The organism is Clostridium sp. AF35-15 (genome assembly GCF_003477745.1).
In the GTDB taxonomy this organism is placed as follows: domain Bacteria; phylum Bacillota; class Clostridia; order Lachnospirales; family Lachnospiraceae; genus Otoolea; species Otoolea fessa.
Map to the genome: position 1 here is coordinate 20,912 of NZ_QUDY01000007.1, position 19,423 is coordinate 40,334.

Sequence of the window (19,423 nt, forward strand, 5' to 3'; positions counted from 1 at the left end):
AAAATAAGAAGGATATGCGACTAAACTTGAACAATTTTGAGGCATATGTTATACTAAAGACAGAAAAAGAGGGAGTCCCCGGAGGAACAGGGAGGAGGCAGTTGTATGGAGAAAAAGATTATCACTATCAGTCGTGAATATGGAAGCGGAGGTCGTCAGATTGGTCTGACAGCCGCTAAAAAACTGGGAATGGAATTTTATGATAAGGAATTGATCGATGCTGCTGCGAAGGAGATCGGTTTTCCAGCGGAAATTATTGCGGATCGTGAGCAGCGCTTGACAAATAGCCTGCTTTACAATTTCGCGATGGGAACTTTGTATGGACTTTCCTATCCGAAGGAGCCGAAGCTCAGTGAACTGCCATTGACAGAGCAGATCTATGTGGCGCAGAAGAAGGCGATCGAGGAGGCGGCAAAGCGCGGAAGCTGCGTATTCATCGGCAGATGTGCTGATTATATTCTGAAAAGCCGTCCGGATGTACTGCGTGTCTTTGTTTATGCGGATCGTGATATCCGGCTTCGCCGCGCGATTGATGAGTACGGGGATCTGGAAGAGCATATTGATGAATTTATGCACCAGACCGACAAACGCCGCCGGATCTACTATGAAAACTATACGAATCAGCGCTGGGGCGACAGAGAAAACTATGATCTGATGCTGAACAGCGGAGATTTGGGAATTGAGAAGTGCGTGGAGTTGATTTGCCAGGCGGTGAAGTAAAAGAAGAGTGGCATTTATAGTTTCATGCAGTCGATATGAGGATATCTAAGATAACAGATGCAAAGAAGATGATTGAAATTTTTTGTAGTTATGTTATCTATATATAAAGGATCTCACCGATAGACGGTTGGACCCTTAAATGATAAGTTAAAAATAACCGCTCAAGTTTGCAGGACCGGGGCGGTTATTTTTGTGTCTTATTACTAGCTCGACCAACTTTATAGCCGAGACTAAAGCATATAAAGCATTTTGTAAAAGATATACGAGCGCAGGTTACTGGGCACGTATGCGTGCACAATAACTAGCACGGCGGCTCTGGTTTGTCAATGGGGGATTGTCTGGACGAATCCCCCTCACTATGCTATAATAAGGGGCATCAAGTCATTTTGGTTGCTTTATCGTTACTGCTCATGGCAGGTATTTTGAAAACCGGCACATGGACAGCAACATTGTATGCACGGGAGAATGAGATGAAAGAAAATATGAAAATACGAGGTCAGCTGCGGACGTATCTGCAGTGGCCGATCATACTGTCGGTATTCCTGTTGGCGGCGAACCTGGCAGTTGGGATTGTGAGCCCGGCTGCCGGTCTTGTGATGTCCGGATTTACGGTTATATATGTGCTGGTGGCACTCTGGCTGTTCATATACCGGAGAAAACGTCTGATGGGCGGACTGGTGGAGTTTTCGGCGGAGTATGCGTGGGTGCAGAAACAGCTCCTCTATGAGATGGCGGTGCCGTATGCCATCGCGGACACAGAGGGACATTTCCTCTGGTTGAACCACTCCTTTTCGGAGATCGTCGGGGAAGATAAAAACTGCCGTAAGAATATCGCGGCGGTCTTTCCGGAACTGACGCGGGAATTTTTGGATGAGATGGACGAAAAAACGAGCGTTCATTCTTCATTTGACGGCAGATTTTACCGGATCGATATCCAGCAGGTGGCGCTGAGCGAGACGGAAGGTATGAAGCTTGGCGCGGTGGACGAGGACAGCGGTGAGATGCTTTTAGTGCTGTATCTCTGCGATGAGACGGAGATTCTGCGCTGCAAGCAGCAGATCAACAACCAGCGTCTGGTGGCGGGACTTATTTATCTCGACAACTACGACGAGGCGCTGGAGAGTGTCGAGGAGGTACGCCGTTCCCTGCTGGTTGCCCTGATTGACCGGAAAATTACGAAGTATTTTATGGCGATGGAAGGTATCGTCAAGAAGCTGGAAAATGACAAGTATCTGTTTGTGATCAAGCAGCAGTACACGAAAGAGATTCAGGAGAGCCGCTTTTCGATCCTGGAGGATGTCAAGACGGTTAATATCGGAAATGATATGGCTGTCACGCTGAGTATCGGTATGGGTATGAACGGCGACAGCTACATTCGCAACTATGAGTATGCGAGAACGGCGATTGATATGGCGCTGGGACGCGGCGGCGATCAGGCGGTCGTCAAGGATGGCACGAAGATCCGCTACTACGGCGGCAAATCGCAGCAGCTGGAAAAAACGACCCGTGTCAAGGCACGTGTCAAAGCGCATGCGATGCGCGAGCTGATGGATACGAAGGATAAGATGCTGATCATGGGACACAAGATCGGCGATACGGATTCCTTTGGCGCGGCGATTGGTATCTGGCGGATTGCGACCTCTTTTAATAAAAAGGCGCGGATCGTCATCAATGGGGTCAATTCTTCCGTGAAACCGATGATGGCGCGGTTTGAAAACAGCTCTGATTACCCGGAGGATCTGTTCTTAACCGGCGAGGAAGCGGCAGAGTGGGCGGATTCCAACACGATGTTAGTTGTGGTTGATGTCAACCGCCCGAGTATCACGGAGGCACCGGAATTGCTCAAGCAGATCAAAACGATCGTGGTGCTTGACCATCACCGCCAGAGCAGCGAGATCATTGATAATGCAGTGTTATCTTATGTCGAGCCGTATGCATCTTCGGCGTGTGAGATGGTAGCCGAGGTATTGCAGTATATCGGCGACGACGGCATCAAGATCAAGCCGGCGGAGGCAGATGCGATGTATGCCGGTATCGTGATTGACACAAACAATTTCATGAACCAGGCAGGTGTCCGCACCTTCGAGGCAGCGGCGTTCCTGCGTAGAAATGGCGCGGATGTCGTGCGTGTGAGAAAGTTGTTCCGCGACCGGCTGGAGGACTACCGGGCAAGAGCCGAGGCGATCCAGAAAGCAGAGATTTATCACGGCGCGTTTGCGATTTCCGTGTGTCCGTCCGAGGGGCTTGAAAGTCCGACCGTGGTCGGCGCGCAGGCGGCAAATGAGCTTCTGGATATTGTAGGCATCAAGGCGTCATTTATCCTGACGCAGATGGGTGACACGATCTATTTCAGTGCGCGTTCGATCGATGAGATCAACGTGCAGATTATCATGGAGCGCTTAGGCGGCGGCGGACACCGCACGATTGCGGGCGCACAGCTTAAGGGTGTGACGATCGATGAAGCCAGAGAGAAATTAAAAGATCTCATTACGGATATGATGGAGAAAGGAGAAATATAACGATGGAAGTTGTATTATTAGAGGATGTAAAGGCACTTGGCAAAAAAGGTCAGATTGTAAAGGTAAGCGACGGCTATGGACGCAACTTTATTCTGACAAAGAAACTGGGAATCGAGGCAACACCGAAGAACTTAAATGATCTGAAGCTGCAGAAGGCAAATGAGGCGAAGATCGCGGCAGAGCACCTGGCAGCAGCGAAGGATCTGGCAAAACATCTGGAGGATAAGTCCATCACCCTGTCCATCAAGGCAGGCGAGGGCGGAAAAGCATTCGGCTCTGTTTCTTCCAAGGAGATTGCAAAGGCGATCAAAGATCAGTTAAATCTGGATATTGACAAGAAGAAACTGGTTCTGCCGGAGCCGATTAAGACCTTTGGCACACACGAAGTTCCGATCAAGCTTCACAAAGAAGTAACCGGAAAACTGGCAGTAAAGGTTGTAGAAGCTTAATATGGAGGACTGAATCATGGATGAAGCCCTGATAAAGCGGGTTCTCCCGCACAGTGTAGAGGCGGAACAGTCAGTCATCGGATCCATGCTTATGGATCGGGAAGCAATTATCGCGGCGTCTGAGATTATCACAGGCGCCGATTTTTACCAGCACCAGTACGGCGTCATGTTTGAGTCGATGGTCGAGCTTTTCAATGAAGGAAAGCCGGTCGATCTGGTGACGCTTCAAAATCGGCTGCGCGAAAAAGATGTTCCGCCGGAGGTCAGCAGCCTGGACTTTGTCCGGGATATCATGACATCTGTGCCGACCTCGGTCAATGTCAAATCGTATGCCAATATCGTGCGGGAAAAGGCAGTCCTGCGCCGTTTGATAAAAGTGAATGAGGAGATTGAAAACCTCTGTTACGGCGGAAGGGACAAGCTGGAGGATATTCTGGCGCACACGGAGAAATCGGTGTTTGACCTGCTTCAGAGCCGCGGAGGCGGAGAGTTTGTGCCGATCCGCCAGGTGGCGTTGAATGTTCTGGAAAAGATTGAGGCGGCGTCGAAGAGCAACAGCACCGTCACGGGTATTCCGACCGGATTTATCGATCTGGATTACCGGACGTCGGGATTCCAGCCGTCCGATTTTATTTTGATTGCGGCGCGTCCTTCGATGGGTAAGACGGCGTTTGTTCTGAATGTCGTCGAGCATGTGGCGGTCAAAAAAGGGCTTCCGTGCATGGTATTCAGCCTGGAAATGTCGAAGGAACAGCTGGTCAACCGTATGCTGTCGATGGAGTCGAATGTCGATTCCCAGAAGCTGCGTACCGGTACGCTGACGGATTCCGACTGGGATGCCGTCGTGGAAGGCATCGGTACGATCGGAAGTTCCAAGCTGATCATCGATGATACGCCGGGTATCTCGATCTCGGAGCTGCGCTCGAAATGCCGCAAGGTGAAGCTGGAGTACGGTTTAAGCCTTGTCATTATCGACTATTTACAGCTGATGAGCGGCAGCGGAAAGAGCGGAGAGAACCGCCAGCAGGAGATTTCGGAGATTTCCCGTTCACTAAAGGCGCTGGCGCGAGAGCTGAATGCGCCGGTTATCTCCCTGTCGCAGCTTTCCCGTGCCTGCGAGACACGTCCGGACCATCGCCCGATGCTTTCGGATCTGCGTGAGTCTGGTGCGATTGAGCAGGATGCCGATGTGGTTATGTTTTTGTACCGTGATGATTATTACAACAAGGATACGGATACGCCGAATATCGCGGAGGTAATCATTGCCAAACAGCGTAATGGTCCGATAGGAACGGTGCAGCTGATGTGGAGACCGGAGCTGACGAAGTTTGCGAATTTGGCGAAATAGGGTCGCTGGGGGACGGGACTGGAGAAAAGGAATGGAAGATGCTTGAATTAATACAGAAATCAGATGTGGCGGATTTAGATACAGTTCGCCATTTTTATCGCGCGTTAGCGGGAACGGAGTTCTGCGCGTGGACGGATGCCTATCCGGGGGAGCCGGAGCTGCAGTCGGATGTTTCAAGAAATTCGCTGTTCTGCATCCGGGATGATGCGTCAGGAGAGATCGCGGGGGTGGTTTCGATCGATGATGATCCGGAGGTAGAGTCAATTCCGTGCTGGTCAAAGGAGCTGCAGCCGTCGGCGGAGATTTCCAGACTGGGTGTGGCGGAGAAGTATCAGAACCGCGGGATCGCGCGGGAGCTTCTGGCAGGTGCGATGGAGGAGCTTAAAAAGCGCGGCTGCAGGAGCGCCCATATGCTGGTGGCAAAGGACAACGTGAAAGCACTGCGTTCGTACCAGAAGCTGACATTTGTAAAGGTTGGCGAGTATGTGCTGCAGGGGCATGATTACTGGTGCTTTGAGAAGAAGCTATAGAATGGAGAGGGGAAATTTAATCCCCTCTTTTTATTTATGTCATTCATTCGCCTTCTACCGTCAGCGAGATGGCATTTAGCTACGATATGGTAATCGTTCCGATCGATGGAGAAGGAGTTCCGGAACTGGTTTTTTATGTAAATGCTATTCATATTTAGTTTGAACCCCGCATATAGTAGTAGTAAGGTACCGGGGAGGACAAGCAGAATGAATAAGAACAAGCATTACCTGATTTCGGATGCTTCCAGACAGGTGCAGGTGGAGGCTCACGTGCTCCGGTACTGGGAGGACGAGCTGGGGCTTCCGATTCCGAGAAATGAACTGGGGCATCGGTACTATACGGAGTTTCATATCCAGCTGTTCCGTCAGATCAAGCAGTTGAAGGAACAGGGGTACCAGTTGAAAGCCATACGGGGAATCCTCGGAAAAGTGGAAGAAAATCAGAAAACAGAACCGGAAGCGCTTTTGGAAGCGCAGGCACAGGCGGTTTTCCGGGAAACGGGAACAGGAGAGCGTAACATGAGCAGGCAGGAAAATATGGAAATGAAAAAAAATACAGAGGTAGAAAACAAGGAAACAGAACTGCCGCAGGCAGAGGTTTCCCAGCCTCTGGCGGGGGAGAAAATGCGCCAGTTTCAGGAGATCATGAACCAGGTCATCGGGCGCGCGATCGAGGAAAACAGTGAAAAACTGAGCCAGGATGTTAGCTATCTGGTGCATGATAAATTGATGAAGGAGCTGGAATACCTGATGCGGGTCTCTGATGAGCGGGAGGAAGAGCGCTTCAAGCGCCTCGACGAGGTCATCCGCGCGTATCAGCGGGAAAACCAGGGGCGAGCGGAAGCAGCAGCGGCTGCGCCAGGGCGGTTTCCATTTTTCCGGTCCCGTGTAAAGAAAAAGAAATTTGGACGGAATGGGAATAAGATGTGATAAGTTCTGCAAAAGGGCATAAAAAAACCTGTCGGAAACGACAGGCTTTTTTATGTAGATATTTCGTTTTTGTTTGTGTTTAATTAGCCCTGCTCGATAGCGCCGGTCGGACATACGCCTGCACATGTACCGCAGTCGATGCAGCTGTTAGCGTCGATATCGTATTTGCCATCTCCCTGAGAGATTGCTCCAACTGGACATTCGCCAGCACAGGAACCACAACTTACACAAGAATCAGTAATTACAAATGCCATGATAAAATCCTCCTTTTATATTTATGCGTTTGGCTATATTCTATACTAAAAATGCGAAATATTCAAGGAGAAATTGATGGTTTTCATGTTCTAAAATAAAAGCAATGGAAAAAACCGATTTTTCTGGAAGTCAGTATTCCTACAGGGTCGAGAGCGTTGAGAGCGCGTGCTCCCGGACGATCGTCTCATAATGCTCCTCATAGTATGCCTCAAATGCATTCGGGGCAGCGGCAGTCTTTAATGGTTCGCTGTACTCGGACAGGAGATTGCACAGGCGGTTGAATGCGTCGGTGCTGTCGGCTGTCTGGCGGACAACAAGGTAGTAACGACCATCGGACGGGTGTTTATAAAGCGTGTTCGGTGTTTCGCAGACTGGAGCTGCGATGCGCGCTGCCCGGCAGACCTCGTCGAGGGAGCCGAAAGTAAAAATACGCGCTGCCGGCAGTTTGGAACCTGGCTCTGCATTTTCAGTGGAAGGCGCGTCCGAACCGGTCAGCGGGCTTGCGGCGGTATTTTTGCCATTGTCAGTAAATAGGCTTAAAAGCCCGTCCGCGCCCTCTAAAAGCTCGTTGGCAAGCGCTGTCAGAGGCTCGTCCTCGTTTCCCGGGGAAAAGCGTGAAAAGCGGGTGTCCAGCTCTTCCGGGTCCTCGATCTTGGTAATGATCAGCATGATGCTCTCACTGGAGAGCGGAATTGCTTCCACCATCAGAGGAATATCGTCCGCCTCGAAGCCGACTTCATTCGATGCCTTCTGGATCATTTCATGGAACAGTTTTTTCGCCTTTTCCGTGCCATAGGCGAGTTCGCCCAGATTTAAGTTGCGGGCGCTCAGATCGCTGCTTGTCAGGGTGCAGCGGATCTGGTTTTCGTTGATGCGTTCTATTTTCATGGATTTTCACTTCCTTGTCTTTTGGGTGGTTAAGATACCGAATGCTTCGTGCTTCGCACTTCCGCAATTTTGCAAGACATTCGTAAGCCGCTCATTTTTCTGCGGAAAAAGGCTGCTTACTCATGTTTTGGACTTTGGAACCTTGGTATTCATCATACTATATAATATAATCACTTGGCAATTTGAATATGAAAAAAAAGCATAAAATCTTTCTAAAAACGGTTGCGGGAACCGAGGGGATCGTATACAATGAATCTTGAGAGGTGGTATAGACCGAAAGGAGGCGCGGTACGGAAGCAGCCGTTCTATTTGGAAAATACCAGCTGGAACGTGTGATCGGACGCGGTCGGAGCGGAACTGTTTTTTTAGCCAGGCATCTGGGGCTTGATGAAGAGAGAGCGATTAAGCGTGTCAGGCGGACAGAGAGCGGTTTCATTCAGGAAGCAGCGCTTTTGAAGCGGCTGCGCCATCCGGGAATCCCGATCATCTACGATCTGGAAATTGACGAAAATTATTATTATCTCATCGAGGAATATCTGTGCGGTGAGTCGTTGTATGCCCGAATTGAGAGAACGGGCAGTCTGCAAACGGGAGAGCTTATCCGTCTGGGAATTGAGCTTTGCCGGATCATGAATTATCTGCATTCATTCAAACCAAATCCAATCTTATATTTAGATCTCCACCCCGGGAATCTTCTAATCTGCCGGGAACAATTAAAATTGATTGATTTTGATCAGGCGGCATTGGCGTCTTTGAGCCAGGAACGATCTGTTTGCTATGGAACAAAAGGCTTTGCAGCCCCCGAACAGTACGAGGGAGGGACTCTGGATGAGAGGACCGACATCTATGCCATTGGCGCCCTCCTGTACTATATGGGGACAGGGCATGCCCCAGAGGGGGAGATAAAAGCAGGACAGGGAAGCTGTCGGGGAGATCTGTACATTCTTATGGGGCGATGTCTCAGAATAGAGAAAAAAGAGCGCTGCCAGAGTGTCCGTGAAGTGTTAGAGGCATTGGAAAAACTGGAGGCGCGCATATTTGCAGAACGTCATATACCACTTCTCAGGATTGCCGCAGCAGGCAGCCGGAGCGGAATCGGGGTTACACATACCGCACTTGGCGCGGTCCGATATCTGCGGCAGAAAGGAGTTTCCTGCCTTTACAGGGAGCAGAATGACACGGGGGCAGTCCGCAGGCTGGCATCCTGGTATGGGCTGGCGCCGGATGAACATGGAATTTATTACATGGACGGTCTGGCGTTGAAACCTAGATACAGCGATGTGGTGCAGCTGGAACAGCCGGTGTTTGAAGTGATTTTAGATGACTGCGGAACCGAGCTCCAGACGGTTCTGGAGGGGGAGTATGATTTGATTCTTTTCGTCTGTGGATTGCAGCCGTGGGAGAAAGAAGATTCTCTGCGGGCGATCCGGTTTCTGGGAGCAGAAGAGGGACTCCAGATTTTATTAAATCACAGAAAATGCGGGCGGGATTATCTTCCGGAGGAGGTCCGGCATCTTAGGTATCTGCGGCTTCCGTTTTTAACCCCGCCGTTCGATGCAGGCGGAAGGCGGGGGCAGGAAAATGAGGCAGCGGAGGAGACAGAATTTTTTGAAAGGATTTTCCGGGAGGCAGCTCTCAAAAAAGGACGGGGGACCAGACAGGCAGCAAAAGAAGGGGGACTCTGGCGGAACATCCGGCGAAGGTGGGAGCGCTTTATGGGTGGATTCCCGTGGCAGTGGAAATAGGAGGAAATACAGATTAGAATCGGAAAACGGGGCGAAGGCTCAAAAGTGGGGCGAAAATTCAGGCAAAAACCAGTGCCAGACACAAAGCAGGCCGGGACAGAACGCCTGGAATGTATCGGGATAGCCGGGAGCGGACCATCGGTTGGGGTGACACACTTTTCGCTTATGACGGCAGCATATCTGTCCGGGGTTCTGTGCCGGCGAACGGCGGTTCTGGAACAAAATGAGAGCGGCTCATTTGCACAGCTTGAAAAGATATTCCGGACGGGAAAAAGAAGGGAAAAACCGGTTATAGACGGGGCAGGACAGCCGTTTGAAATTAGGGGAATTTTTTTCTATCAAAAGGCTGAACGTGCAGAATGGTACGATTGTTCGGAAAGGGGGATGGAGGCGATGGTGATCGACTTCGGAGCCTTGACACAGAAGAATCAGGATGCCTTTTTTCGATGCAGCCGCTGTTTTCTGGTCGGTTCGGTCAGCGGATGGCAGCTGGCAGATTTTGCGGCATTGGCAGCAGAAAAGCAAAAATGGAAAAAATGGTGTGAGTATTTCGTCTCATTTGGAGAAGAGGAAGCTGTAAAAATGGCAGAGCAATATCTGGATATCCGGATCCGGCGAATCCCACTGCAGAAGAACGCATTGATGGTTACGGGAGAGTCCATGACTTTTTTTGGAAAATTCCTACGATAAGCGAGGCAGACCTGGGGTTATAAATTACCGATTATCTCCGAAAGGTCAAAAGTTAAAAGGGGCTGTTTTCGCGGAATGGAGAAGGTGTGGAATGGTAGTGAGAAAAAGTAAAAAAGAAGAGGCAGAGAGGAGGCGTAGGGAACAGCAGAGAATATTTGTCGAGGGATTACAGCGATATAAAAGCAAAGGAATCCAGATTTTAATTGATGGGAGGGAGTGCAGGCCAGAAGAATACAGGAAGCTGTGTGAGTTCCGGGAGGACGGCTCGTTTTATATGGCTGATTACGTCGGAGCGGAGACAGGAGTGCTGACAGAGATACATTTTGACCGGGTTTACAACCGGTGATAAGAGAGGTGCCGTTTTGTCCGTATCTGGACAGTCCGCCGGATTTTTCTTTCGGAGAAAATGGTGAGAACTGTTTAGATGGTGCTATTACAGTTACTGGACACGTATGCGTAAACAGTAACCTATTACAGGGAAAATGAAAGAGGAGTTAAGAAAAAAGTCAACATTCCATGGAGCTGGTGTGATATAATAAGGGCACTTAGCGAGGTATTTTCGAGCTTAGTGCTTATGGTATTACCTTAACATACACCGGAGGAAAACATGGAAAGAGGAAGATCAAGGAAAGCACGTTCGGGCTGTCTGGGACGGATTTTCGGGTTTGTGCTGTTTTTAATCGTGGCAGCCGTTGGCGTGATTGCAGCGGTCAAATATATGCCAAGCCGGGAGAGGGCGGATCTGGATGCTCTGTACGCGGCGGGCGGCAGCGACCGGGTGGCGCTGTATCTGAACTATGAACGTCAGGAGGAGAGCGGGGTCTACGTGGACGGTCAGACATATCTGCCGGCTGCGTGGGTAGATGCGAACTTAAATGAACGTTTTTACTGGGATGCCAATGAGGAAATACTGGTGTACGCCCTGCCGGAGGAGATCGTGAAAAGCGACGAGACGACAGTGGATGAGGACGGAAAAAAGATCCTTTACCGGGATGGCGATGCAGTTTATCTTTCACTGGCTCTGATTCAGCAATACACCGATGTGCGTCTGCAGGCGTATGATGGTGAGGCACAGAAGCGGGTTTTCGTGGAAAATAACTGGGATCCGGTTACGGTGGCAGATGCGGCGTGGAGCGCCAAGATCCGCTTAAGAGGCGGCTTGAAAAGCCCGATTGTGACTGAGATAAAGCGCGGCGGGACAGTGACGGTGCTGGAACAGTATGACAACTGGGCGAGAGTCATGACACCGGACGGTCATATTGGATATATGCACAAGTGGAAGATGAAAAATCTGCATGAGGAGACGTTAAAGAGTGATTTTACTGCTCCGGTCTACCAGAATATTTCACTGGATCAGAAGATTGTGATGGTCTGGCATCAGGTAACGATCGCGGCGGCAAACCAGGCGATGGATTCTCTGATTGCAAAGACGAAAGGTGTCAATGTCATCGCGCCGACGTGGTTTACGCTTAGCAGCAACAGCGGCGCGTATGAATCTCTGGCAGATAAGTCCTATGTGGATCGGGCGCATGAAAAAGGTCTGCAGGTCTGGGCGGTACTCGACAATTTCAGCCGCGAATGCAGCAAGAACGTGCAGGCGGAGGTGCTTCTTTCCAGGACGTCTGTGCGCGAAAAACTGATTGAAAATATGATGACAGAGGCGGATCGTTATGGATTTGACGGTATCAATCTGGATTTTGAGAGTTTGAAGACGGCGGCGGGCGTCCATTACATTGAGTTTATCCGCGAGCTGTCGGTTTCCTGCCGCAAGAAAGGGCTGGTGCTGTCGGTCGATAACTATGTTCCGGCGGTATATAACCGTTTCTATAACCAGAAAGAGCAGGGCAACGTCGCAGATTATGTGATTATCATGGGTTATGATGAGCACTATGCAGGCGGTGAAGCCGGTTCTGTTTCTTCGATCGGATATGTCGAAAACGGCATTAAAGATATGCTTTTCCTGGTTCCGAAGGAAAAGGTAATCAACGCAGTTCCGTTCTACACAAGGCTCTGGACGGGAAGCGGCGACAATGCGTCCTCCCGTGCGATGGGAATCTCCGAGGCGACAAAATGGGTGTCGGAGAGCGGCATGGATCTGACCTGGGATGATTCGGCTGGTCAGTATTACGGCAGGCTGGACAGCCAGAACGGCGAACAGCAGCTCTGGATGGAGGAGACAAGGTCTCTGGGACTCAAGATGGATTTAATCAAGAAATACGACCTGGCAGGCGTAGCCGGATGGCGGCTGGGGCTGGAAACCAGCGACGTCTGGGATGTGATTGGCTGGGAGTAGAGACAATTTAATTAAGATTCAATGATTCAAAGTAGGGTGGAAGTCTCATGCGGGAGCGTGGGGCTTCTGCTTTTTTATGTAATAGGAAATTCCTTGGAATCCCCTATTACACAAAAAGGCACTAACGTGCCAATGATGCGCACTCGCGCGAAGATGTAGTTTGTCGCAAGCGACCGCGCTCGGCGCGAGAATGTGCCAAGGCACATTCTTCTTTATAAAAAAGAGCGTCTTGGACAAAAAACCTCCGGGCGGAAAGATTGATTCATCCGCCTGGAGGTTATTAAAACATCAAAAATATTGTTTTGTCTGGGAGAAATGTGATTATTCTGCCTCTTTTGCCTGATCGATCAGGTTGGTGTAGAAAGCAAGAAAACTGTCATCACCTTCAGCGATCATAGCTTCCGGATGGAACTGTAAGCTCATCACGTAGTCTTTATCTTCTCTGACGATTGCTTCGATGATTCCATCTGGAGCAGTAGCAACGACTTTCAGGTTGTCACCTAACTGATCGACTGCCTGATGATGCCAGGAGTTTACAGTGTAGGTGCCTTCTCCGCCAAATGCGGCAGCAACGATGTTATCTTTGTCTACGGTAATCTCATGTTTTGCGAATACCTTACGGTCCGGATCGCGATGTTCGATATCGGACGGATTCTGAGTCGGAAGATCCTGATATAAGGTACCGCCGCTTAATACGTTTAAGAACTGCATGCCACGGCAGGTGCAGAGCATCGGGATATCCTCATCGAGAGCTGCCTTGATTAAAAGAGAATCAGAAGTATCTCTGACTTCGTTTACAGTCTCTAATTTTTCGTTTGGCTCTTCGCCGTAGTAGCTCGGATCAATATCTTCGCCGCCGGTCATAACCAGAGCATCGATTTCTGCCAGAGCATTTTTCGCGTCATCCTCGGTTTTGATCTGAGGAAGATAAATTGCTTCGCCGCCAGCTTTGGTAACGGCATCTATATATAACTGTGCATCTTCGTCGATTTCGTCGGCATTCCATGAAACGCCGACTTTGACTTTCTCTTCTTCGTCATTCGCCGCTTCTTCGGCAGTCTCTGCTTCGCCTTCTGTCTCGGTTACTTCGGCTTCAGCCGCTGTTGTATCGGCTGCCGGTTCAGACTTTGTTCCACAAGCTGTTAAAGAAAAAGCCAGGGATAAAGAAAGAAGCACTGCACTGGTCATCATTTTAATTTTTCTCATTCGAATTTCCTCCCTAATACAAATTGTCCTCCCAAACATGGCTGGATTCTAACATAAAACAGTCATAAAAATACAAAAAGATACATAAAATTACATAATAAAATAAAATAATTTTTAATGCTACCTAAAATACATAATATAATTTTGTAGATATACGAAAAATGAGCGAAAATAAGGAGGCGTAAATGGAAGCGAAGAATTGAGTAGGGAGGAGTACGGGGAAAAGCCCTGATAACAGAAAGTTATACCTTCATTCCCTTTCTTAATTGGATTTTCCCCGCAGGCAGGCGTTACAATAAGGACGGAAAAAACAGACGGGCAGCCGGGTCAGGGCTGCGGGGCTGATAGAGATGGCGGAGTGCAGGAAAGACTCCGAGAGAATATGACAAACCAAATGGAGGAAATCAAAACATGGGGAAATCACTTACCAGAAAGATTATTGAGTCACATTTCGTATCGGGCGATATGACGCCGGGCAAAGAAATTTTTATCAAGGTGGATCAGACATTGACACACGATATCAATGCCGTTATGACTTATCTGGCATTCGAGGCGATCGGGCTGGACCGTGTCCGCACGGAGTGCAGCGTCAGCTACCTCGATCACAATTTATTATATGTAGATAATAAGACGCCGGACGACCACATTTATTTGCAGTCCGCAGCAAAGAAATTCGGCGTGTATGTGTCCAGACCGGGCAACGGCATCTGCCATACCGTTCATGTATCCCGTTTTGGTGTGCCAGGCAAGGTATCGATGGGCGGAGACAGTCACACACCGCATGGCGGCGCGATCGGTATGCTGTGTATCGGTGTCGGCGGCATGGATGTAGCAACGGCGATGACGGGTGTTCCGATGCGTCTGACGATGCCGAGAGTCGTCCGTGTCAACCTGACCGGTAAATTAAGACCGGGCTGCAACTCGAAGGAAGTTATCCTGGAAATGCTTCGCCGCGTGACCATCAAGGGCGGTCTGGGAAATGTATATGAGTACGTGGGACCGGCAGTTGCCGAGATGGAGATTCCGGCACGTGCGACTATCGCAAACATGGGTGCGGAAATGGGCGCGACCACTTCCATTTTCCCGGCAGATGCACAGGTAAAGAGATTTCTGGCTGCACAGGGACGTCCGGAAGCATACACAGAGCTTCTTCCGGATGAGGACGCCGAGTACGACGAGACGATCGATATCAATTTAAGCGAGTTAGAGCCGTTGATCGCATGTCCGCACCAGCCGGACAATGTTATGCCGCTGCATCAGGCGGAAAAGAAGAGAGTACAGCAGGTATTTATCGGAAGCTGTACCAATGCAAGCTATGCCGATATTGCAAAAGCAGCACTTGTATTTAAGGGACATCATGTGAATGAGGATGTAAGCTGTACCTGTGCGGTTTCTTCCAAGCAGGTGTACCGTCAGCTGATGCGCGATGGATATGTGGAGATGCTTCTGGATGCAGGTGTCCGTCTTTTGGAGATTGCCTGTGGTCCGTGCTGCGCAATCGGTCAGACTCCGGCGACCGACGGTGTGGCAGTCCGCACCTCCAACCGTAATTTCAAGGGACGTGCCGGAAATCCGACCGCGAAGATTTACCTTGTCAGCCCGGAGAGTGCTGCGGCAACTGCGATTGTGGGAACTTTCGCAACGGCAGAAGATATTATGGGTGAAAATGTGAAGATTCTGGATACCATCCATGAGCCGGATCAGTACGATATTGATGATTCGATGATTCTGCCGCCACTGTCACCGGAAGAGGCTGCCAAGGTGGAGATTGTCCGCGGACCGAATATCAAGTTTCTTCCGGTTCCGGAGCCGCCGCAGGAGACACTGGATGCTCCTATCAGCTTAAAAGCCCGTGATAATGTATCCACCGATGATATTACACCGGCAAGTGCTGAGTTCAGCAGCATGCGTTCCAATATTCCGCTGATGTCCCAGTATTGCTATCACCGCTATGATCCGGAATTTGCAGCCCGTGCGAAAGAAATGGGACAGAGCATCATCATCGGCGGTGAAAACTATGGACAGGGTTCCTCCCGTGAGCATGCGGCTATTAATCCCATGTATCTGGGTGTAAAAGCGGTCATTGCCAAGAGTATTGCCCGTATCCATAAGGGAAACCTGGTAAATCATGGCGTAATTCCAATGTTGTTTGAGGATGGAGCTGATTATGACCGCCTGGAGCAGACAGATGAGCTTCATATCGATAACCTGCGGGAGCAGATTGCAGCACACCGTGTGCAGATTACTGATAAGACAAAAGGATTTTCCTTCTGGGTTAAATTAGAACTGACAGATAAGGAAATCGAAGTTGTCTTAAATGGCGGACAGCTGAGAACACTGAAAAAACAGCTGGAAGCAGAGAAAGAAGCGTAGTCATTTATTAATTATGCCTCCATTATATTTTTATATACAATAACTACTTATTCACCAACTTATTTATTTTGGGAAAAGGCGCCTGTGCGGATGTGCAGGCGCTTTTTCGTGCGACTTGACGGAAGAAAGACATTTGTAGTAATCTTGTGGTAGAATAAGAGTGAAGATTGTGAAAGAAATTGAGAAAAAGACATTGTTTGGAGCGCTTTTTGCGGTGATAGTCAAGGCGTTAAGTGTCCTTACGGAGAATATCGAGGTATTCGGTATAAGAATATATCTTCGCCTTTCCAGATTTGTCTGTTTGCTTCAAGATTCCATCATTGACCAAAATGGAGACTACCTTTGACACAGTATTATAGGACATGTCAAGAGCTGTAGAGGTTTTCTGAATATCAATAATAGGATTTGATTCCAAATAGGCAAACACTTTAAGAACGCTGGTACGCTGTCTCTTTGTGAGAGCATCAAATAATTTTGTGCTTTTATCGTGTAATGCAGTAAGATAATCAATTGTATGAATCGCATCTTCTGCGGAATCTGCAAAAGCCTGAAGGAAAAAAGAAATCCATTGCTCATAATCACCAGTACGTCGCACCTGAGTCATACGGTCATAGTACTCAATACGGTTCATCTTGAGGTAATAAGAAATATAGAGTGCGGGAGTAGACAGAATGCCTTTTTTCATTAGGAAGAGCGTAATGAGAAGTCGTCCAACACGTCCATTACCATCAAGGAAAGGGTGAGTGGTTTCAAATTGATAGTGGATTAATGCGGCTTGAATCAAAGGGTCAAGAGTATCATCACTATTGATATATTTTTCAAGGTCGGACATGGCTGTTAGCATATCTTCAGGATTTGGCGGAATATATCGAGCGTTTTTGAGAGTACTTCCCTGACCGCCAATCCAGTTTTGTGAATACCGGAATTCGCCAGGATTCTTTTCCTGTCCTCGCGCGCTTTCCAAAAGAACTGCATGAGTTTCTTTAATTAGACGATTGCACAGAGGTAGTGTTTTCAGCCGCTCAAGCGCAAACTCAGTCGCACGGATATAGTTAACAACATCGGAAACATCTCGATTGGTGTTGTCTTCAATCAGAGGATTCAAGATATCCTCAAGGGTGCACTGTGTACCTTCAATCTGTGAGGAAAGAAGGGCTTCTTTACGGACATACATGGAAACAAAAAGTCCCATGTTTGGTATACGGGAGGAAAGCCCTTCAAGTGTTGCTATTTTCTTGTTTGCATCAATAAGTTTCGTGAGAAGTTCACCAGATACCTCAATAGGAGGATTTGGTGGAAGCGGAGCTGGTCGAAAGGATTCATACGCCATTTCGCCTGACAGATTACTCACGAGTGTTCCTGCTCGGTTTGTCATAATTGTTTTTTCCTCCGAAAAATGGAAATTGAAATTTTTGAGGCTATTTTAGCATAGAAATTTCAAGAAATCAACTTATTGTGAAAATAAAGAACAGAAGAAATTTCAGAAAAACGGCTTTTTGTGAAATTACTCAAGCAAAATTACCTTGGAAATTTCAAGTTTAGAATTTTATATTTTGATTTTGCCTTGACCCGGACGGATTGCCGCTGGAGCTGCACGAATAATTATGGGAGAGAAAAGAGCATATAAAGTCAGAAAGCCCGGTGGAGACCGGAAGAAGCTGAAGCAGGAGCAGGAAGGTCTGAAAGTTGGGATACGGCTTATGGTGGAAGTGTATAGTTTATGACGGAAATAAAATGAACTCCTGGAGTGCAAAAAAAGCCCTCGCTGTGTGTGATACACAGTGGGGGCGTTGGTCAGATTCTTTGCATGGTATTTCATTCTTTAAGAAACGCTGCATGGTAAAGAAAAAGTGATTCAAAGTTAATGGGGGCAGAACCCATTAACACCAAGAATGAGGCAGCTAAGCCATATTTTATACAAATCCTCGCCTTCGGTAAGCTTTAACCCCGTAATTTCAATGATTTTTTGGATTCTGTAATTCATAGTGTTCCTGTGAATGTGAAGATGATTTGCTGCAGTTATTACATTGCGGAAGAAGAGGTAGGTTTGTAATGTATCTAAATAATCGGTTCCGAATTCTTGATCATAGGCCTGTAATCTGAGTATTTCTGGAAGGCAGAAATAGTTCGGCTGACTATATTTTTTCAAAGTGGAAACCAGGTAAGGCATATTGTATTCCTGAAATCGATAGATATTCTGCCTTGGATTCTGTTTCATTCCAATTCGTAGAATCTCTAAGGATTGTTCTACAGATGCACTAAATTCAATGATATTTGAAAAATGGTGACTGCAACCAGCGGCCAGATGATAAGTTTGAAAGAAGTTATCCAAGTTATTGGCAACTGATTCCAGATCTTCGGTTTCAAGAAGCAGATATAAGATATTGCCGATACAGACTGCTTTATAGGTTGGATAAATCATACCAAGATGATTTTTGTAAGCAGTGATGGAACGTTCTTGATTGTCCGATTGGTACGCATCCCGGAAGCCAATAGCCATGGTATAGAAGTGTTCTCCCGGAATCCAGCCAAATCCTTTTGCCCGTAAATTAAATTCTTCCTGATTGCGGATGCGTCCAGAAATAAGTTCAAATAGAAGATTTTCACGATAACTGAGTGCAAAGCCTATTTTATTTCGCTCTAATTCTAACGATAGGACGTTTGCCAAAATATCTAGTATTTGACAATCGCCGTCTTCAAAGGGACGTTTCTGTGGAATCACTACGATCCAACCAAAATATCGGTGCTCAATAACAATTTTTACAATCAGACGTTCTTTTTTCTTCTGGTAATTAGAATGTTCAATAAAGGCATGTTCGGTTTGTTCGATATTGGGGAGAAGTGTTTTATAGTCATATTTTTCGAATAGATCGGAGGTTACAAAATTGTGTTTGATGATGCATTGAATTAGTTCGTCATCAACTTTCTTTAGTTCGTTCAGATCAGACCAGTGAAGAACACGGGTGGATGTATCCGATAAAAATAAGGGGTTTTCGAGAAGTTCTGCACCTGTAGATAGGATGGTATTCACATCTTTACGGTTTATCAGGCATTGGCTGAGTTTGTAATGAGCTTCTTCGATTCGTCGCTCTACTTTTAGTATATGCTGCAGCTGGAATGTAAGCTCAGTTTGAATGGTAGGTTCAGCCAGCATAACATAGTTTTCGATCCAATCAGGGATTTCTGTGTCATCTGTGCCGTTCGGCAAAATGATCCAAAGTATATTTTGGTTGTCTTTGGGGATTTGAAGGCAATCATCAGAATGAATAATATATGCGGTAGCTTCTGTAAATGTTTCTCTTACAGGGAGGTTGTTTTGAACGTGAAAAATTGGGGAATCCGGGTAGCGGATGCTTTCTTTTTTTAAAGCGTGATAAGCAGAAAGCTTTTGCATGAATGATAGGAATGATAGCATAAGGGACTCCTTTCTACTTGTGCATTCTGCACAAGATGTTTTTTTGATATTGTATCAGATAT

At 47.9% G+C, this 19,423-nt stretch carries 16 protein-coding genes; 11 read left to right on the forward strand and 5 right to left on the reverse strand.

Translation table 11 applies throughout. The annotated features are described in order from the left end of the window. The first annotated feature begins 105 nt into the window (after positions 1–105). From DWZ76_RS09405 to DWZ76_RS09430, 6 genes are all read left to right on the forward strand, one after another. On the forward strand, positions 106–720 hold the full coding sequence (locus DWZ76_RS09405) for a cytidylate kinase-like family protein (RefSeq protein WP_107001807.1): 615 nt from the start codon (positions 106–108) through the stop codon (positions 718–720). Between the two features lie 470 nt (positions 721–1,190). Further along, entirely contained in the window at positions 1,191–3,239 is a 2,049-nt protein-coding gene (locus tag DWZ76_RS09410; RefSeq protein WP_118472512.1) for a DHH family phosphoesterase, read from the forward strand. Positions 3,240–3,241: 2 nt separating this feature from the next. Then, positions 3,242–3,688 carry a 50S ribosomal protein L9 gene (gene rplI / locus DWZ76_RS09415; protein ID WP_022358874.1) on the forward strand — a complete coding sequence of 149 codons (447 nt, stop codon included), beginning with the start codon at positions 3,242–3,244 and terminating at the stop codon, positions 3,686–3,688. 16 nt (positions 3,689–3,704) lie between these two features. Further along, positions 3,705–5,036, forward strand: coding sequence for a replicative DNA helicase (gene dnaB / locus DWZ76_RS09420; RefSeq protein ID WP_022358873.1), 1,332 nt, complete (start codon positions 3,705–3,707; stop codon positions 5,034–5,036). A 38-nt stretch (positions 5,037–5,074) separates the two neighbouring features. Next, positions 5,075–5,566: a GNAT family N-acetyltransferase gene (locus tag DWZ76_RS09425; protein ID WP_118472513.1), complete on the forward strand. Its 492-nt coding sequence runs from the start codon at positions 5,075–5,077 to the stop codon at positions 5,564–5,566. 207 nt (positions 5,567–5,773) lie between these two features. After that, a complete protein-coding gene (locus tag DWZ76_RS09430; RefSeq protein ID WP_107001810.1) occupies positions 5,774–6,496 on the forward strand; it encodes a helix-turn-helix domain-containing protein in 723 nt (240 codons plus the stop codon). Between the two features lie 83 nt (positions 6,497–6,579). On the opposite strand, the gene DWZ76_RS09435 is transcribed toward DWZ76_RS09430, so the two are convergent. Both DWZ76_RS09435 and DWZ76_RS09440 read right to left on the reverse strand, forming a co-directional pair. Then, positions 6,580–6,750 carry a 4Fe-4S binding protein gene (locus DWZ76_RS09435; RefSeq protein WP_107001811.1) on the reverse strand — a complete coding sequence of 57 codons (171 nt, stop codon included), beginning with the start codon at positions 6,748–6,750 and terminating at the stop codon, positions 6,580–6,582. 139 nt (positions 6,751–6,889) lie between these two features. Further along, positions 6,890–7,639, reverse strand: a complete 750-nt coding sequence (locus DWZ76_RS09440) for an adaptor protein MecA (RefSeq protein WP_107001812.1) — start codon at positions 7,637–7,639, stop codon at positions 6,890–6,892. A 323-nt stretch (positions 7,640–7,962) separates the two neighbouring features. Between DWZ76_RS09440 and DWZ76_RS09445 the strand changes: the two genes are divergently transcribed. From DWZ76_RS09445 to DWZ76_RS09460, 4 genes are all read left to right on the forward strand, one after another. Beyond that, entirely contained in the window at positions 7,963–9,384 is a 1,422-nt protein-coding gene (locus DWZ76_RS09445) for a serine/threonine-protein kinase (RefSeq protein ID WP_118472514.1), read from the forward strand. Between the two features lie 72 nt (positions 9,385–9,456). Then, positions 9,457–10,074 carry a hypothetical protein gene (locus DWZ76_RS09450; RefSeq protein ID WP_118482014.1) on the forward strand — a complete coding sequence of 206 codons (618 nt, stop codon included), beginning with the start codon at positions 9,457–9,459 and terminating at the stop codon, positions 10,072–10,074. 91 nt (positions 10,075–10,165) lie between these two features. Beyond that, positions 10,166–10,420, forward strand: a complete 255-nt coding sequence (locus DWZ76_RS09455) for a hypothetical protein (protein WP_022358865.1) — start codon at positions 10,166–10,168, stop codon at positions 10,418–10,420. Between the two features lie 261 nt (positions 10,421–10,681). Further along, entirely contained in the window at positions 10,682–12,367 is a 1,686-nt protein-coding gene (locus DWZ76_RS09460; RefSeq protein ID WP_118472515.1) for a glycosyl hydrolase family 18 protein, read from the forward strand. A gap of 321 nt (positions 12,368–12,688) precedes the next feature. Here DWZ76_RS09460 and DWZ76_RS09465 read toward each other — a convergent pair whose 3' ends face one another. Beyond that, positions 12,689–13,573, reverse strand: coding sequence for a gamma-glutamyl-gamma-aminobutyrate hydrolase family protein (locus tag DWZ76_RS09465; RefSeq protein WP_182431307.1), 885 nt, complete (start codon positions 13,571–13,573; stop codon positions 12,689–12,691). A 411-nt stretch (positions 13,574–13,984) separates the two neighbouring features. Between DWZ76_RS09465 and DWZ76_RS09470 the strand changes: the two genes are divergently transcribed. Next, entirely contained in the window at positions 13,985–15,946 is a 1,962-nt protein-coding gene (locus DWZ76_RS09470) for an aconitate hydratase (RefSeq protein ID WP_118472517.1), read from the forward strand. Positions 15,947–16,175: 229 nt separating this feature from the next. On the opposite strand, the gene DWZ76_RS09475 is transcribed toward DWZ76_RS09470, so the two are convergent. Next, positions 16,176–17,321, reverse strand: a complete 1,146-nt coding sequence (locus tag DWZ76_RS09475; RefSeq protein WP_118472518.1) for a Fic family protein — start codon at positions 17,319–17,321, stop codon at positions 16,176–16,178. 486 nt (positions 17,322–17,807) lie between these two features. Continuing rightward, on the reverse strand, positions 17,808–19,361 hold the full coding sequence (locus tag DWZ76_RS09480) for a helix-turn-helix domain-containing protein (protein ID WP_118472519.1): 1,554 nt from the start codon (positions 19,359–19,361) through the stop codon (positions 17,808–17,810). Positions 19,362–19,423 lie beyond the last annotated feature (62 nt).

Coding starts and splice junctions, on each gene's coding strand:
- DWZ76_RS09405 (WP_107001807.1), top strand. CDS start 106: ATGGAGAAAAAGATTATCACTATCAGTCGTGAATATGGAAGCGGAGGT.
- DWZ76_RS09410 (WP_118472512.1), top strand. CDS start 1,191: ATGAAAGAAAATATGAAAATACGAGGTCAGCTGCGGACGTATCTGCAG.
- rplI (WP_022358874.1), top strand. CDS start 3,242: ATGGAAGTTGTATTATTAGAGGATGTAAAGGCACTTGGCAAAAAAGGT.
- dnaB (WP_022358873.1), top strand. CDS start 3,705: ATGGATGAAGCCCTGATAAAGCGGGTTCTCCCGCACAGTGTAGAGGCG.
- DWZ76_RS09425 (WP_118472513.1), top strand. CDS start 5,075: ATGCTTGAATTAATACAGAAATCAGATGTGGCGGATTTAGATACAGTT.
- DWZ76_RS09430 (WP_107001810.1), top strand. CDS start 5,774: ATGAATAAGAACAAGCATTACCTGATTTCGGATGCTTCCAGACAGGTG.
- DWZ76_RS09435 (WP_107001811.1), bottom strand. CDS start 6,750: ATGGCATTTGTAATTACTGATTCTTGTGTAAGTTGTGGTTCCTGTGCT.
- DWZ76_RS09440 (WP_107001812.1), bottom strand. CDS start 7,639: ATGAAAATAGAACGCATCAACGAAAACCAGATCCGCTGCACCCTGACA.
- DWZ76_RS09455 (WP_022358865.1), top strand. CDS start 10,166: ATGGTAGTGAGAAAAAGTAAAAAAGAAGAGGCAGAGAGGAGGCGTAGG.
- DWZ76_RS09460 (WP_118472515.1), top strand. CDS start 10,682: ATGGAAAGAGGAAGATCAAGGAAAGCACGTTCGGGCTGTCTGGGACGG.
- DWZ76_RS09465 (WP_182431307.1), bottom strand. CDS start 13,573: ATGAGAAAAATTAAAATGATGACCAGTGCAGTGCTTCTTTCTTTATCC.
- DWZ76_RS09470 (WP_118472517.1), top strand. CDS start 13,985: ATGGGGAAATCACTTACCAGAAAGATTATTGAGTCACATTTCGTATCG.
- DWZ76_RS09475 (WP_118472518.1), bottom strand. CDS start 17,321: ATGACAAACCGAGCAGGAACACTCGTGAGTAATCTGTCAGGCGAAATG.
- DWZ76_RS09480 (WP_118472519.1), bottom strand. CDS start 19,361: ATGCTATCATTCCTATCATTCATGCAAAAGCTTTCTGCTTATCACGCT.